A 13,693-nucleotide genomic window follows, 5' to 3' on the forward strand; every position below is an offset into this window, starting at 1 on the left:
GCAAGCGCCTCTTCGCCCACACCTGCGGTGGTTCTCGGGAGCCATCACCACCTCCTCGAGCTCGAAGGGCAGGCAGACCGGGGCCAGGGGCAAGCTCAGCACGTCGCGGTGCAGCTCATCGAGGTCGGCCTGTGCCTCGACTGGGCACCGTGCCAGAGCCCGGCGCGTCGAGCGCTGGCCGATGAGGTGGTCCGCCACATCATGATCTTGCTCTGGCTGGTGCCATGCCACTGATCGTCAATGACAGGTTGTCCAAACCCGCCGATGGAGGACCATGAAGGGACGAACGGTCACAGAGCTCTGCCTTCGCTTCGGCTCCTGCCCCGATTCCCTTTTTCAGGCGCAGCTGCGCACAGCCAGTCTGGGCGCGGCTCATCTGGTCGAACTCAGCGCGCCGGAAAGCCATGTGCGCCTCACCGACATACTTGACGGGCAGGCCGAGGGCGAACTCTACAAAATCGACTTGATGACTCGCGGCACACTGGTCACCGAGCAAGCCGGCCGCCAGGCGGTGGTGAAGCCCGGCAACTTCGTACTGATCGACTTCACTCGTCCCGGCCGATGGTCATTCCTGGATGAACAGAACGACCTCGTCGCGATGCTCATTCCGCACTCATTGCTTCCCTTCTCCGCTGAACAAAGCGCTCAGCTTCTGGCGACGGCCTTCTCCGGTCGCTCCGGGGCAGGCGCGCTCATCTGCCGCATGATGCGCGAACTCGCCGTGCACGTCGATGAGCTGGAAGCATCTGATGTCGCCCGGGTGACCGCCACCATCGTGGACCTGCTGACGGTGTTTCTGGCCCGCCGGCTCGACCATGAGCAGAGCCCGCCGGCGGACACCACCCGCAACGCCTTGCTGACCCGCATCTACGCTCACATCGAGCATCGACTCGCCGATCCCTCGTTGACCCCCGCCAAGGTGGCCGCCGCGCACCACATCTCCCTGCGCGGGCTGCAGGCACTGTTGGAAAGCGAGGGCCACTCGGTTGCAGGCTGGATCCGCCGCCGACGGCTGGAACGCTGCCGGGTCGACCTGCTCGACCCCGCCCGAGTGCAGGAGCCAGTGGCGACGATCGGAGCCCGCTGGGGCTTCACGGATGCCGGGCATTTCTCCAAGGTGTTCACCCGAACCTTCGGCAGCCCTCCCGGGCACTACCGGGACACGCATCTCACCGCATCCCGGTCATCGCGGGCCCCACGGTAAAGCCGCTGCCAGCCCGCCGCGCCCGCGTCTCCTGTCCGCCTTACAGCCCGGCAAGCCTGCTGCGCAAACAGACCATCGACGATGCGCGCCTGGCCAATGAACCCTGCGGTGACAGCGGCGATGATGGCGAAAGCGAGCACTTCCGACCACACAGAAGGGGACCTCATGGCAATGCCGTTCGCGTTCGACATCGCCGAGCCCCGGCCACTATGACCCCGAGCGGCAGCAGTTCATCTGACAAGATCACCGCATTGAGGATGGGGCCGTCCGTAGGTCATGGTGCACTATCAGCGCAATCCGCGGTATTCAAAGGCGCGAACCCTGAGCCTCGGCGAGCCAAACACACAACCATTTCCAGAGCCATGTCATGCGTAAGAAACATTCTGCCAGGCATACTCCCTGGCCACTTCAAGGAGGCGAGATGACTCTACTCATCGAGCGTATCAGCGACAGGATGCTCTCGTTTGTGGCGCCGAAGGCGTCCGCCGATGCCGGATGCGTCTACTGGGAGCCCTGCGAGGACCGATGCGCCGGCTCCCGTGCCTATGCGGTCTGCCATTACCGGAACTGCGGCTCCGGCTGGGAGTTCATGTACCGCGAAGGCTGCGGTAGCTGCTGACCCAGAGATGGCACGGTCGGCTCCCCAAGGAAGCTCGGGGAGCCGACCGTGCCGTCAGAAAATCGACGAAACGCAGGGTAACGGATGACGACATGGACCACGTGAGTATTGCCTGCCGCGGCCTGATCGGTGTGGTGTTTCTCCTGTCGGCCGCAAGTAAGATCACAAGCCGCGCAGCTGCAGTAGAATTCTTCGGCGTCATTCGGAGGCTGCTGCGGATATTTGCCGGCCAGCCGTGGGCGACGCGATCGGCGACAAAGGCCACGGGTTTCGCCGTGATATCGATGGAACTCGCTGTTCCATTTGCCCTCGCCATCCCGTCCCTCGCCCGTCTGGGCTTCGGGACCGCTCTGGTGGCGCTGCTGATGTTCAGCTGCGCAATCGCCGCCGCCATACACCGTGGGGTGCGTATGTCATGCGCGTGTTTCGGACGGTCGACAACTCCACTGGGCGTGCCGCACCTGGTTCGCAACGGCATCTTGTCTGTCGCGGCGATCACGGGCCTTGTGCTGGGCGCCGGGCGACCCGTAACCGCCTCGCCCCAAGCACTGCTCGTACCAGTCCTCGCGGCACTGGTCACAGCCCTTGTCCTCATCCGGTTCGACGACCTGGTCGATCTTTTCAAACCTAGGGCCCGTCTATAGCCATGCATACCTGAAGGTGAGCCAGGCGTGACACACATCTCGATAACAGCGGTTGTCTCCCTGTTGTCGCTGTTCAATCTTCTGCTGATGCTGGGCGTAATTCGCCGACTTCGCGAACAGGACAGCCGAATCCGCGACATGTCCGTGCGCAATGATCCGCAATGGCGACTCCCCAGCCCCATTCCCGGCATCGGCGAGTTGATCGACGAATTCACCGCAGAAACCGTTGACGGTGCCATCATCGACCATCGGCGTGTTTTCGGTGGAACCGTTATCTTTCTCGACGCGAGCTGTGACTCCTGTCATGATCGTATCCCGGATATCATAAACTGGGCCAAGAATGGGAGGCGGGAGAATATATTTGCCTTTGTGAACGGCCATGACGCGGACAAGGCGGACATGATAGCCGCACTCAACCCTGTGGCTCAGGTGGTGTCGGACACTTTCCAGCTTCATGTCACCAAGTCCTTCCGGGTGCGAAAGTTCCCGGTGTATCTCACGCTCGATCCCGAAGGGATCATCACCGCGGCCGGTGAAGATTTCCATGCCCTGTTCAAAGCTTCGGCGCGTTGAACATGCATGAGTCCGCACGGCCTTCAGAAAAACGATCGATGCTCCTGGTCGCCCGCCATATGGCAAGCCTGATCTGGCGGGCTGCGCCCCTTCACATCGTCGTCTTTCTGATGACTGCCCTGCTGTCGGCGGTGGCACCGGTCGTGGTCGCCTGGTTCACGAAGCTGGCACTCGACGAACTGGTCTCGCCTGGCCCGCTGGCCATCCTCGTGGGGCTGGCCGCAGGTCTTGCGGTGGCGGGAATGCTGGGGGCACTGTTCCCCCAGGTGGGGTACTACCTGCGGAGCGAGATCGACCGCCGGGCGGGTCTTCGAGCGAACGAAGAACTGTTCGCCGCGCTCGACCGGCTGACCGGCTTGTCGGAATTCGAGAATCCGGACTTCCTGGATCGGCTGCGGCTCGCCCAGCAGAGCGCGGCCATGCCGGGCAACCTCGTTGATCAGGCGACTCAAGTGGGCCGGCAGAGCATTTCTGTGCTCGGCTTCGCAGGTTCGCTTGCAGTGATCAACCCCTGGTTCACCGTGATCGTGCTGGTCTCCGCGATTCCTGCACTCATCATCGAGTTGCGGCTCTCGCGCCAGCGAGCCGCGATGTTGTGGAAGATCGGCCCTGTGGACCGGAGGCAATTCTTCTACCGCCAGCTGCTCAGCAGCGTGGCGGCGGCCAAGGAGATCCGGCTGTTCGGGCTCGGCGCGTTCTTGCGCGGGAGGATGAGGCACGAGCTCGAAGCGGCCAATTCAGCTCGCCGGGAAATGGATCGCCAAGACCTCATCCTGCAAGGAGTGCTGGCCTTGCTGGCGACGCTGGTCTCCGGCGGCGGGTTGATGTGGGTGATGACAAGCGCTTACGGAGGCGCGGTCAGTATCGGCGACATCTCCATATTCATTGCCTCCGTCGCCAGCATCCAGGCGGGCATCAACGGGATCGTCGGCGGGGCTGCCAATTCGCACCAGCAGTTTCTTCTCTTCGCTCATTACGTCGGCATCCTCGAGGAGGCCACCAAATCCCCGGAGCCTCAGGAGGGGCATTCCATCTCGACTCTGCAGCAAGGTGTCGAGTTCCGGGATGTTTGGTTCCGCTACAGCGATGACCACCCTTGGATATTGCAAGGCATGAGCCTGTTCATTCCAGCGGGGCAGGCGACCGCCCTGGTCGGGAAGAACGGCGCCGGGAAGAGCACGATAGTCAAGCTCCTGTGCCGCTTCTACGAACCCACTCGCGGGAGCATCCACTGGGACGGGGTCGACATCAGCACGGTCCCGGCCCGCGATCTACGTGATCGCCTGGGCGTGGTGTTCCAAGATTTCATGTCGTATGAGTTCACCGCCGGGGACAACATCGCGGTCGGCGACCTGTCCGCGTTGGACCATCCCGAGCGCCTGGAATCGGCGGCCCGTCAAGCCGGCGTACATGATCACATGATGAACCTGCCCTTCGGCTATGAGACCTTGCTGACCCGGAGCTTCTTCAATGACCTCACGGACGGGGACGTACAGGCAGGTGTCATTCTGTCCGGCGGGCAGTGGCAGCGGGTGGCGCTTGCCCGGGCTTTCCTGCGAGCGGATAGAGATCTGATGATTCTGGACGAGCCGAGTTCGGGCTTGGACGCCGAGGCCGAGCACGATATGCATAGCCGACTCAACCAGATACGGAAAGGGAGGACAAGCGTGCTCATCTCGCACCGGCTGGGGACGGTCCGGGACGCCGACCGCATCGTCGTCATCAGCGATGGTGTGGTCGCAGAAGAGGGCAGTCATGCCGAGCTTCTCGACATCGATGGGGTTTACCGGCGCCTGTTCGCGTTGCAGGCCGGAGGATATGTTGCTTCCGCGGATCGCCGGTCATCTGCGGATCTCGCCTTTCCAGGGATTCTCTGATGAATGCTGTGGTGCTCACGGCGACGGCGGTGGCTGCCGTACTCGTCGGGGGATACTGTTGGGTGCGTAGTCGTTATCTCGCGATAGCGATCCATGGAACGAGCATGATTCCCGCATTGCAGGACGGTGACCGGATCCTTGTGCGGCGCGGTGCAGTGGAAAAAGTGAGAAGAGGCGACGTCGTGGTTTTCGCCGTCACGACGGGCCTGATGCTGTCCATGGATGCGCCACCGCCCACGAGCAAAGCCGGCGTGCCGGACTTCCTGCCAAGTGCGCCTCGACTGATGGCGAAGCGGGCCGTGGCCATCCCCGGTGACACCATCCCCAAGGAGGTTGTTCACGCTTGCGGGAATGCCGACGTTGTACCACCCGGCAAAATAGTCGTACTTGGCGAAAATCCCTCTGCATCCACAGATTCTCGGCACTACGGGTTCGTATCTGCGGAAGAGGTTGTTGGAGTCGCTATAAGAAAATACGTACCACTTCACCACGCGGCGTAGTCCAAGCCCTCACCCTAGAGGCCGGGCGTCGTCGGCGTGGGGCTGGTCATCTGGTGGCAGCGCGTGGGTCGTCGCTGCGCAGCAGCCCTTTGGGGGTGTGGTCGGATGTGATGGAAGACGCCCGGGATGTCGTACATGGTGAGTTGTCAGTCACGATGGTTAGGCTCGCGGCGTGATGAAGGAGTTCGATCTCGACCTCGGCGACGACCGTACGCTGCACGTCTACGACACCGGCCCGGACGATGCCCCTGATCGGCCGGCCGTCTTCTGGCACCACGGCACGCCGAACATCGGCACGCCGCCGGAGCCGCTCCTCCCCGTCTCCGAGCGGCTCGGCATCCGGTGGGTGTCGTACGACAGGCCCGGGTATGGCGGCTCCACACCTTCGCTGGGGAGGGACCTGGCGTCGGCGGCCGGCTACGTGTCCCGGGTCGCCGATGCGCTGGGCATCGACCGGTTCGCGGTCATGGGCCACTCCGGCGGCGGCTCACACGCCCTGGCCTGCGGCGCCCTGCTCCAGGAGCGCGTGCTGGCCGTCGTCAGCGTGTCCGGGCCGGCTCCGTACGGCGCGGAGGGCCTTGACTGGTTCGCGGGCATGTACACCTCCGGCCAGGCGTCACTGCGCGCCGCCGTCGAGGGCCGCGCGGCGAAGGAGCGGTACGAGGCGTCGGCCGAGTTCGACCCGGAGATGTTCGCCCCGGTTGATCACGCCGCCTTGGAGGGCGACTGGTCCTGGTTCGGCAGTGTCGTCGGCCCGGCGCTGGAGGGTGGTCAGAGCGGGCCGATCGACGACGACCTCGCATACGTGAACCCGTGGGGATGCGACCCCGCGCAGATCACGGCGCCGACGCTGCTCATGCACGGCGACCAGGACCGCGTCATACCCAGCTCACACGGCAGGTGGCTGGCCCGGCACTGCCCTTCGGCAGAGCTACGGACGTTCCCCGACGACGGCCACATCTCGGTCCTCCGCTCTGCCTCGACGGCGCTCGACTGGCTCCGTGCGCACGTCTGATCAACCCCGTCGCGCGGCAGGTCGGGCGACGTCCCGGTGCGGCGCAGGCTGCGTACGCGGTGGCCGGCCCCGCCCGCAAAATGTGACCTGAATCACATTGTTTGCCGGTTCTAATCATGTAACCGATTACATACCCTCATGTAACCGATTACATGGAGGTCAGGTGGCTCGTATCAAAGATGTCGCCGCGCAGGCGGGCGTCTCCGTCGCGACCGTCTCCCGGGTGCTCAACAACAACCCCTCCGTCACCGAGGAGACGCGCAGCCGGGTCCACGACGCGATGGCCGCGCTGAACTACCGGCCCAACGCCGTCGCCCGGTCCCTGCGCACCGAGGCCACCAGGACACTCGGACTGATCATCGGCGACATCCTCAACCCGTTCTTCGCCGAGCTGGCGCGGGCCGTGGAGGACGAGGCCCGCGAGGCCGGCTACACCGTGATCATCGGTAACGCCGACGAGCGTGCCGACCAGCAGGACCACTACGTGCGCACCCTGCTGGAACAGCGGGTCGACGGGCTGCTGATCTGCCCTACCGCCGAGGTGACGCCCCTGGTGGAGGAGGTCAGCCTGGGGGAGCGGCCGCTGGTCTTCCTCGACCGGACGCTCAGCGGCGTGGAGGTGCCGTCGGTGCGGGCCGACGGCAGCACCGCCATCGCCGAGCTGGTCGCCCATCTGCGCGCCCTCGGGCACCGGCGGATCGCGTTCGTGTCCGGGCCGAGCACCCTGTCCACCGGGCGCGAGCGGACCGAGGCCTTCCTGCGGGCGGCGGCCGAGCACGGCCTGGAGGTTCCGGAAACGTACGTGCGCGTCGGCGACTTCCGCGCCGTCAGCGGCCAGCGGATCACCGCCGAACTCCTCGACCTGCCCGAACCGCCGCAGGCGATCTTCCTGGGCGACAACCTCATGGCTCTGGGCGCGCTCGATGAGGTCCGCGAGCGCGGCCTGAACATCCCCGGCGACGTCGCGCTGGCCTCGTTCGACGACGTGCCGTGGTTCAACCACGTCCATCCACGCATCACCGCGATCAGCCAGCCCACCGCTGAGCTGGGCAGGCGCGCGGTCCGGGTGATCCTCGACGTGCTGAGCGGCCGGGCCGCCGAGTCGGTGGTGCTGCCCGCGACGCTCGTGGTGCGCGAGTCGTGCGGAGAGTCAGGCACATGGAAGGAGGACGGCTCGTGAGCCAGGCACGGGAGATCCTGCGCGTGGAGGGACTCGGCAAGAGGTTCCCCGGCGTGGTCGCGCTCGACGGTGTCGACCTGGACCTGCGCGAGGGTGAGGTGCACGTCCTGCTCGGCGAGAACGGCGCCGGCAAGAGCACGCTCATCAAGATGTTGTCCGGCGCCTACCAGCCCGACAGCGGCCGCATCCTCGTCGACGGCGAGCCGGTCGCCATCAGGACCGCCGCCGACGCCCAGCGGCTCGGCATCGCGACGATCTACCAGGAGTTCAACCTGGTCCCCCAGCTGACCGTGGGCGAGAACCTCGCCCTGGGCCGGCCGCCTCGCCGCTTCGGGTTCGTCGACACGCGGCGCATGCACGAGCAGGCCCGCGGCATGCTCGACCTGGTGGGCATCGACGTCGACCCGCGCACCCGCGTCGCCGACCTCGGCATCGCGCAGATGCAGATGGTCGAGATCGCCAAGGCGCTCGCGCTGAACGCCCGCGTACTCATCATGGACGAGCCCACCGCCGTGCTCACCACCAGCGAGGTGCGGCGCCTGTTCGACCTGGTAGGACAGCTGCGCGAGCGGGGCGTCGCGGTCGTGTTCATCACCCACCACCTGGAGGAGATCGCCCAGATCGGCGACCGGGTGACCGTGCTGCGCGACGGCCGCTCCGTGGCGCAGGTGCCGGCAGGCACGCCCGAGGAGGAGCTGGTCCGGCTCATGGTGGGCCGGCCCATCGACCAGCAGTACCCGCGCGAGGCCGCCGGGGCCGGCGAGCCGCTGCTGCAGGTACGCGACCTGAGCCGGGACGGCGCGTTCTCCGGCGTGTCGTTCGAGGTGCGCGCCGGCGAGGTCGTCGGCCTGGCTGGGCTGGTCGGCGCGGGCCGCACCGAGGTGGCCCGGGCGGTGTTCGGCGCCGACCCCCACGACTCGGGCGAGGTGCTGGTGCGCGGCCGGCGGCTGCCCGGCGGCGACGTGCGCGCCGCCATGGAGGCCGGGCTCGGCCTGGTCCCCGAGGACCGCAAGGGTCAGGGACTCGTCCTCGGCGCCGACATCGCCGAGAACCTGGGCCTGGTCACCCTGCGCGGCGCCAGCCGCGGCGGATTCGTCGACCGGGCCGGGCAGCGCGAGGCCGCAGCACGGGTGGCCGCACAGCTCGGCGTGCGGATGAGCCACCTCGGCCAGGAGGTGCGCACCCTGTCGGGCGGGAACCAGCAGAAGATCGTGATCGGCAAGTGGCTGCTCGCCGACGCCAACGTGCTCATTCTCGACGAGCCAACGCGCGGCATCGACGTCGGCGCCAAGGTCGAGATCTACCAGTTGATCAATTCGCTCACCGCCTCCGGCCACGCGGTCCTCATGATCTCCAGTGATCTGCCCGAGATCCTCGGGATGAGTGACCGCATCCTCGTCATGGCCAGAGGCAGGCTCGTCGGCGAGCTGGAGGCCGCCGAGGCGAACCAGGACTCCGTGATGGCGCTGGCCGTCACCGAGGTGGAGGATGCCCGTGTCCACTAACGTGCTGGCCGGACGGCCGCCGGCCAGGAACCTGCTGGCCGAGAACGGCTCGCTCGCGGCGCTCGTCGTGCTCGTCGTGGCGCTGTCGTTGTTGTCCGGCGACTTCCTGACCGTCACGAACCTGCTCAACGTGGGCGTCCAAGCGGCGGTCACCGCGATCCTCGCGTTCGGCTCGACGTTCGTCATCATCACCGGCGGGATCGACCTGTCCGTCGGCGCCGTGGCCGCCCTGTCGGCGATCGCGCTGGCCTGGACGGCCGCCGACACCGGGCTGCCGTGGCCGCTGGCCACGCTCGTCGCGCTCGCCGTCGGCGTCGGGTGCGGCCTGGTCAACGCCGCGCTCATCGCGTACGGCAAGCTGCCCCCGTTCATCGCCACGCTGGCCATGCTGGGCGTGGCGCGCGGACTGGCCCTGGTGGTCTCCCAGGGCAGCCCCATCGAGATGCCGGAGGCGGTCTCCCACCTCGGCGACACCGTCGGCGGCTACCTGCCGGTGCCCGTGCTGGTGATGGCGCTCATGGGCGTGGTCGCCGCCGTCCTGCTCAACCGCACCTACTCCGGCCGGGCGATGTACGCCATCGGCGGCAACGAGGAGGCCGCCCGGCTGTCCGGCATCGCCGTCAGCAGGCAGAAGCTTGTCACCTACGCCCTGTCCGGCGCGTTCGCCGCCGTGGCCGGCATCGTCCTGGCCAGCCGGCTCGCCTCGGCCCAGCCGCAGGCCGCCTCCGGCTACGAGCTGGACGCGATCGCCGCCGTGGTCATCGGCGGGGCGAGCCTGTCGGGCGGCAAGGGCAAGGCGCTCGGCACGCTGGTCGGCGCACTCATCCTGGCCGTGCTGCGCAACGGGTTGAACCTGCTGTCGGTGTCGGCCTTCTGGCAGCAGGTGGTCATCGGCGTGGTGATCGCCCTGGCCGTCCTCCTCGACACGCTGCGCCGCCGAAGCGGCCGCTGACATCACCGCAACCCCCAGTAAAACCCCCAGTAAAACCCCCAGTAAGAAGTAGCGAGGTTCCTCCCCCATGCGCATCCACGCCCTCATCGCGGCGGGCGCCGCACTGACCCTCGGCCTGACCGCCTGCGGCTCCTCCGGCACGTCCTCCTCCTCCGGCTCGACGGGAGCCGCCTCCGGCGGCGACATCAAGATCGGCCTGTCGATCTCCACCCTGAACAACCCCTACTTCGTGCAGCTGCGCAACGGCGCCGAGGCCGAGGCCAAGAAGCTGGGCGTCACGCTGACCGTCACCGACGCGCAGAACGACGCCTCCCAGCAGGTCAACCAGGTGCAGAACTTCACCAGCCAGAACATGAAGGCGATCATCATCAACCCGGTCGACTCCGACGCGGCCGCGCCGGCAGTCAAGATCGCGGAACGTTCCAGCATCCCCATGATCGCCGTGGACCGCGGCGTCAACGGGGCCAAGATCGCCCAGACCGTCGCCTCTGACAACGTGGCCGGCGGCAAGCTGGCCGCGGAGCAGCTCGCCAAGGAAATCGGCGAGAAGGGCGAGGTCGTCGTTCTCCAGGGCGTGCCCGGCACCTCGGCCTCGCGCGACCGCGGCCAGGGCTTCACCGAGGGCATCAAGGCGTTCCCCAACATCAAGGTCGTCGCCCAGCAGCCGGCTGACTTCGACCGCGCCAAGGGCCTGGACGTCATGACGAACCTGCTGCAGTCTCACCCCGGCATCACCGGCGTGTTCGCCGAGAACGACGAGATGGCGCTCGGCGCGATCAAGGCGCTTGGCGCCAAGGCCGGCAAGGAGGTCAAGGTGGCCGGCTTCGACGGCACCCCCGACGGGCTCAAGGCGATCGAGGCCGGCACGCTGGCGGCCAGCATCGCCCAGCAGCCGGCCCTGCTCGGTCAGCAGGCCGTGCAGAACGCGGTCAAGGCCGCCAAGGGCGAGCAGCTGCAGGCCACCGTCAACGTGCCGGTGAAGGTCGCCACCAAGGACAACCTGTCCGAGTTCACCGGGGCATGAGCGCTGTGGGTGAACACGACGTTCACCGGGGCATGAGTGCTGTTGGTGAACACGACGGCCCGCCCCGCCACCCGTTCGATGTCGTGGTGGTGGGGTCGGCCAACGCCGACCTGGTCGTCCAGGTCGAACGGCATCCCGCGCCGGGCGAGACCGTGCTCGGCTCGGAGCTGGCCGTCCACCCCGGAGGCAAGGGCGCCAACCAGGCCGTGGCCGCCGCCCGGCTCGGCGCGCGGGTGGCGCTGCTCGGCCGGGTCGGCGCCGACGGGCACGGGCGGCTGCTGCGCGAGTCGCTCGAACGCGACGGCGTGGACCTCGGCCACCTGCACGACACGCCCGCCGCCAGTGGCATCGCCATGATCGCCGTCGGGCCGCAGGGCGACAACAGCATCATCGTCGCCCCCGGCGCCAACGCCCGGCTCACCGAAGAGGACGTGCTGGAGGCGGCGCCGCTGCTGCGGTCGGCTCCGGTCGTGTCACTGCAGCTGGAGATCCCGCTGCCGGCGGTGCTCGCCGCGGCCCGGCTGGCCCGCCGCGCGGTGCTCAACCTGTCGCCGGCCGCTCCGGTGCCGGACGAGCTGCTGGCGCTGTGCGATCCGCTGGTCGTCAACGAGCACGAGGCGGCCCTGCTGCTCGGCGCGCCCGGCGAGCCGGACCGGCAGGCCAAGAATCTGCTGGCACTGGGCCCCCGTTCGGTCGTCATCACCCTGGGCGCCGACGGGGCCGTGGTGGCCGAGGACGGCGCCGTACACGCGGTGCCCAGTCCCCGCGTGACGGCCGTGGACACCACCGGAGCCGGCGACGCGTTCGCCGGGGCGCTGGCCTGGCGCCTGGCCGCGGGCGAGCCGCTCGCGGACGCCGCGGCGTTCGCCGCCAGGGTGGGCGCCGCGGCCGTGCGCAGACCGGGAGCCCAGGATTCGTACCCGACGATGGCGGAAGTGGAGGACCTTTGAACCCTCCCCCAGCTGCTGAAGCAGGGGGATTCCTGGCTCAGGAAGCCCTGCAGGTCAGCGACCAGCAAGGTCTTACTCCATCAACACCAGCCGGGACGGAACCTGCCCGGTTTGGTACGGCAAGCTTGGAAACGCATGTGCTGTCTTGGTTCTCGATCAGCACGCGGGGGAGGCTTGGTTCTCGCACCCCGCGGACGCGACTCTACCGGACGCTGATCCGCCCTGGGAGCGCATCAGCCGTTCCTGTCCTGCTCCGCAGGAGTCCAATTCCTGCCCGGCCTGAAGGCCGGGGCATCCTCGGAGGTATTCGGTGAAGCGCGGCGGCGTCATCAACGCGGCCCTGGCGGGCGCCCTGGCCCGGCTCGGGCACACCGACGAGCTGCTGATCTGCGACAGCGGCATGCCGCTGCCGCCGGGCGCGCAGGTGGTCGACCTGGCGTTCGTGGCGGGCATCCCGTCGTTCGCCGACGTGCTCGACGGCATCCTCGCCGAGATCGTCGTCGAGGGCGCCACGGCGGCCGAGGAGGTCCGCGCGGCCAACCCGGCCTGTCACGCGCTGCTCGGCGAGCGGCTGCCGGGGCTGGCGTACGTGCCGCACGAACGGCTCAAGCAGCTCTCCTCCGCCAGCAAGCTGGTGGTGCGCACCGGCGAGGCGCGGCCGTACGCCAACGTCATCCTGCGCTGCGGCGTGGCCTTCTGAAGCCAACGCGAAGAGTTGAAGACTGCCACCTAGCCCCGGGTCGGAGGAACCACCCGTATCCCGAAACCGTACGAGCCGATGGCGCCGGCGATCCCCAGAAAGAGCAAGCTGTAATGCTCCTGGCCCCGAGCCGTGGTGATGCCTCCCAGATCGAGCAGCGACTCCGTGGGCCAGCCCAGCTCATTCAGTAGCCCGCCGACCGTGCGTTTGGCCTCGGCGTCATCCCCCGAGAGGAAGACCGTGCTCGGGCCCTCCAACGAGTCAGGCGCGCCCATGAGCCGTGCGTCGACGGTACAGAGCGTCTTGACGACCATCGTGTCCGGAAACGTTCGCTGGATCTCCTCTCCCAGGCTCTCTCCGGGATGGGAGAGAGCGCCGTCCTCCGTGAAGCCGACCGACACGTCGAGCAGCACCTTCCCCGCCAGGGCCGGGGCGCCTATCTCGGCGAGCAGCGGCACGGATGCGGTGCCGGGCGTCGCGTTGACCACTACCTCCGCTCCCGCGACGGCTGAGGAGGGGGCAACGACCGGTACGCCCTCTCCCAGCACAGCCGCCAGTTCCGCGCGCAATTCCAGGTCGTCCGACCGCCGCGAGCCCAGGACGACGTCATGACCCGCACCGGCCCAGCCGACGGCCAGTGCCCGTCCTACGTTGCCCGTTCCGAGAATTCCGATCTTCATGGCGTTGACGCTACGGCGGTCTCGCCCGCTGCCGCCTCCGGCCACAGCCCGGTCTGCCGTACAGCATTGGTCGTAGGACCTCGCACCCGGCGCGAGGCCGCCCGCCGTTCGCAGGCAGCGCGCCGGGGGAGCTACCGGGGCTGGTGGTGTCGAACACGCCAGGTCCCATGCCCGGAGCAGAAAGGTCCTCCATCGTCAGGGTCGCCCGCCGGCCTGGTATTCCTGTGGCCTGCAGACGCGCACGCCACCGCTCCCGGAGGCTGACGACGC

The 13,693-nt window shown here is 67.7% G+C and carries 14 protein-coding genes; 13 read left to right on the forward strand and 1 reads right to left on the reverse strand.

Features of this window, described 5'->3' with window-relative positions:
- The first annotated feature begins 274 nt into the window (after positions 1–274).
- The 13 genes from ACIBVN_RS04875 (at position 275) to rbsD (ending at position 12,743) form a co-directional block, all read left to right on the forward strand.
- Positions 275–1,204, forward strand: a complete 930-nt coding sequence (locus tag ACIBVN_RS04875; protein WP_397132745.1) for a helix-turn-helix domain-containing protein — start codon at positions 275–277, stop codon at positions 1,202–1,204.
- A gap of 421 nt (positions 1,205–1,625) precedes the next feature.
- The gene (locus ACIBVN_RS04880; RefSeq protein WP_397132747.1) at positions 1,626–1,823 is read left to right on the forward strand and encodes a hypothetical protein; all 198 of its coding nucleotides are present in this window, start codon (positions 1,626–1,628) and stop codon (positions 1,821–1,823) included.
- A gap of 92 nt (positions 1,824–1,915) precedes the next feature.
- Positions 1,916–2,467, forward strand: coding sequence for a MauE/DoxX family redox-associated membrane protein (locus ACIBVN_RS04885; RefSeq protein WP_397132749.1), 552 nt, complete (start codon positions 1,916–1,918; stop codon positions 2,465–2,467).
- 27 nt (positions 2,468–2,494) lie between these two features.
- Entirely contained in the window at positions 2,495–3,040 is a 546-nt protein-coding gene (locus ACIBVN_RS04890; RefSeq protein WP_397132751.1) for a hypothetical protein, read from the forward strand.
- 38 nt (positions 3,041–3,078) lie between these two features.
- The gene (locus tag ACIBVN_RS04895; RefSeq protein WP_397132753.1) at positions 3,079–4,917 is read left to right on the forward strand and encodes an ABC transporter ATP-binding protein; all 1,839 of its coding nucleotides are present in this window, start codon (positions 3,079–3,081) and stop codon (positions 4,915–4,917) included.
- Entirely contained in the window at positions 4,917–5,417 is a 501-nt protein-coding gene (locus ACIBVN_RS04900; protein ID WP_397132755.1) for a S26 family signal peptidase, read from the forward strand. The genes ACIBVN_RS04895 and ACIBVN_RS04900 overlap by 1 nt, the downstream gene beginning before the upstream one ends.
- 175 nt (positions 5,418–5,592) lie before the next feature.
- Positions 5,593–6,432: an alpha/beta fold hydrolase gene (locus ACIBVN_RS04905; RefSeq protein ID WP_397133168.1), complete on the forward strand. Its 840-nt coding sequence runs from the start codon at positions 5,593–5,595 to the stop codon at positions 6,430–6,432.
- 163 nt (positions 6,433–6,595) lie between these two features.
- Positions 6,596–7,612, forward strand: a complete 1,017-nt coding sequence (locus ACIBVN_RS04910) for a LacI family DNA-binding transcriptional regulator (RefSeq protein WP_397132757.1) — start codon at positions 6,596–6,598, stop codon at positions 7,610–7,612.
- Positions 7,591–9,117, forward strand: a complete 1,527-nt coding sequence (locus ACIBVN_RS04915) for a sugar ABC transporter ATP-binding protein (RefSeq protein WP_397132759.1) — start codon at positions 7,591–7,593, stop codon at positions 9,115–9,117. The genes ACIBVN_RS04910 and ACIBVN_RS04915 overlap by 22 nt, the downstream gene beginning before the upstream one ends.
- Positions 9,101–10,069, forward strand: coding sequence for an ABC transporter permease (locus tag ACIBVN_RS04920; RefSeq protein ID WP_397132761.1), 969 nt, complete (start codon positions 9,101–9,103; stop codon positions 10,067–10,069). Before ACIBVN_RS04915 ends, ACIBVN_RS04920 begins: the two co-directional genes overlap by 17 nt.
- 67 nt (positions 10,070–10,136) lie before the next feature.
- Positions 10,137–11,093, forward strand: a complete 957-nt coding sequence (locus tag ACIBVN_RS04925; RefSeq protein ID WP_397132763.1) for a D-ribose ABC transporter substrate-binding protein — start codon at positions 10,137–10,139, stop codon at positions 11,091–11,093.
- Between the two features lie 32 nt (positions 11,094–11,125).
- Positions 11,126–12,043 carry a ribokinase gene (locus ACIBVN_RS04930; RefSeq protein ID WP_397132765.1) on the forward strand — a complete coding sequence of 306 codons (918 nt, stop codon included), beginning with the start codon at positions 11,126–11,128 and terminating at the stop codon, positions 12,041–12,043.
- Positions 12,044–12,353: 310 nt separating this feature from the next.
- Complete coding sequence (rbsD, locus tag ACIBVN_RS04935; RefSeq protein WP_397132767.1) at positions 12,354–12,743, forward strand: D-ribose pyranase; 390 nt, start codon at positions 12,354–12,356, stop codon at positions 12,741–12,743.
- A gap of 29 nt (positions 12,744–12,772) precedes the next feature.
- On the opposite strand, the gene ACIBVN_RS04940 is transcribed toward rbsD, so the two are convergent.
- Positions 12,773–13,423 (reverse strand): NADPH-dependent F420 reductase, encoded by a 651-nt coding sequence (locus ACIBVN_RS04940; protein WP_397132769.1) that lies wholly within the window; start codon positions 13,421–13,423, stop codon positions 12,773–12,775.
- Positions 13,424–13,693: the final 270 nt, after the last annotated feature.

The organism is Nonomuraea sp. NPDC049400 (assembly GCF_044466425.1).
GTDB lineage: Bacteria > Actinomycetota > Actinomycetes > Streptosporangiales > Streptosporangiaceae > Nonomuraea.

What these genes read in the sequence shown, in the direction of transcription:
- ACIBVN_RS04875 (WP_397132745.1), top strand. Translation starts at nt 275, where the DNA reads ATGAAGGGACGAACGGTCACAGAGCTCTGCCTTCGCTTCGGCTCCTGC.
- ACIBVN_RS04880 (WP_397132747.1), top strand. Translation starts at nt 1,626, where the DNA reads ATGACTCTACTCATCGAGCGTATCAGCGACAGGATGCTCTCGTTTGTG.
- ACIBVN_RS04885 (WP_397132749.1), top strand. Translation starts at nt 1,916, where the DNA reads ATGGACCACGTGAGTATTGCCTGCCGCGGCCTGATCGGTGTGGTGTTT.
- ACIBVN_RS04895 (WP_397132753.1), top strand. Translation starts at nt 3,079, where the DNA reads ATGCTCCTGGTCGCCCGCCATATGGCAAGCCTGATCTGGCGGGCTGCG.
- ACIBVN_RS04900 (WP_397132755.1), top strand. Translation starts at nt 4,917, where the DNA reads ATGAATGCTGTGGTGCTCACGGCGACGGCGGTGGCTGCCGTACTCGTC.
- ACIBVN_RS04905 (WP_397133168.1), top strand. Translation starts at nt 5,593, where the DNA reads ATGAAGGAGTTCGATCTCGACCTCGGCGACGACCGTACGCTGCACGTC.
- ACIBVN_RS04915 (WP_397132759.1), top strand. Translation starts at nt 7,591, where the DNA reads ATGGAAGGAGGACGGCTCGTGAGCCAGGCACGGGAGATCCTGCGCGTG.
- ACIBVN_RS04920 (WP_397132761.1), top strand. Translation starts at nt 9,101, where the DNA reads ATGCCCGTGTCCACTAACGTGCTGGCCGGACGGCCGCCGGCCAGGAAC.
- ACIBVN_RS04925 (WP_397132763.1), top strand. Translation starts at nt 10,137, where the DNA reads ATGCGCATCCACGCCCTCATCGCGGCGGGCGCCGCACTGACCCTCGGC.
- ACIBVN_RS04930 (WP_397132765.1), top strand. Translation starts at nt 11,126, where the DNA reads ATGAGTGCTGTTGGTGAACACGACGGCCCGCCCCGCCACCCGTTCGAT.
- ACIBVN_RS04940 (WP_397132769.1), bottom strand. Translation starts at nt 13,423, where the DNA reads ATGAAGATCGGAATTCTCGGAACGGGCAACGTAGGACGGGCACTGGCC.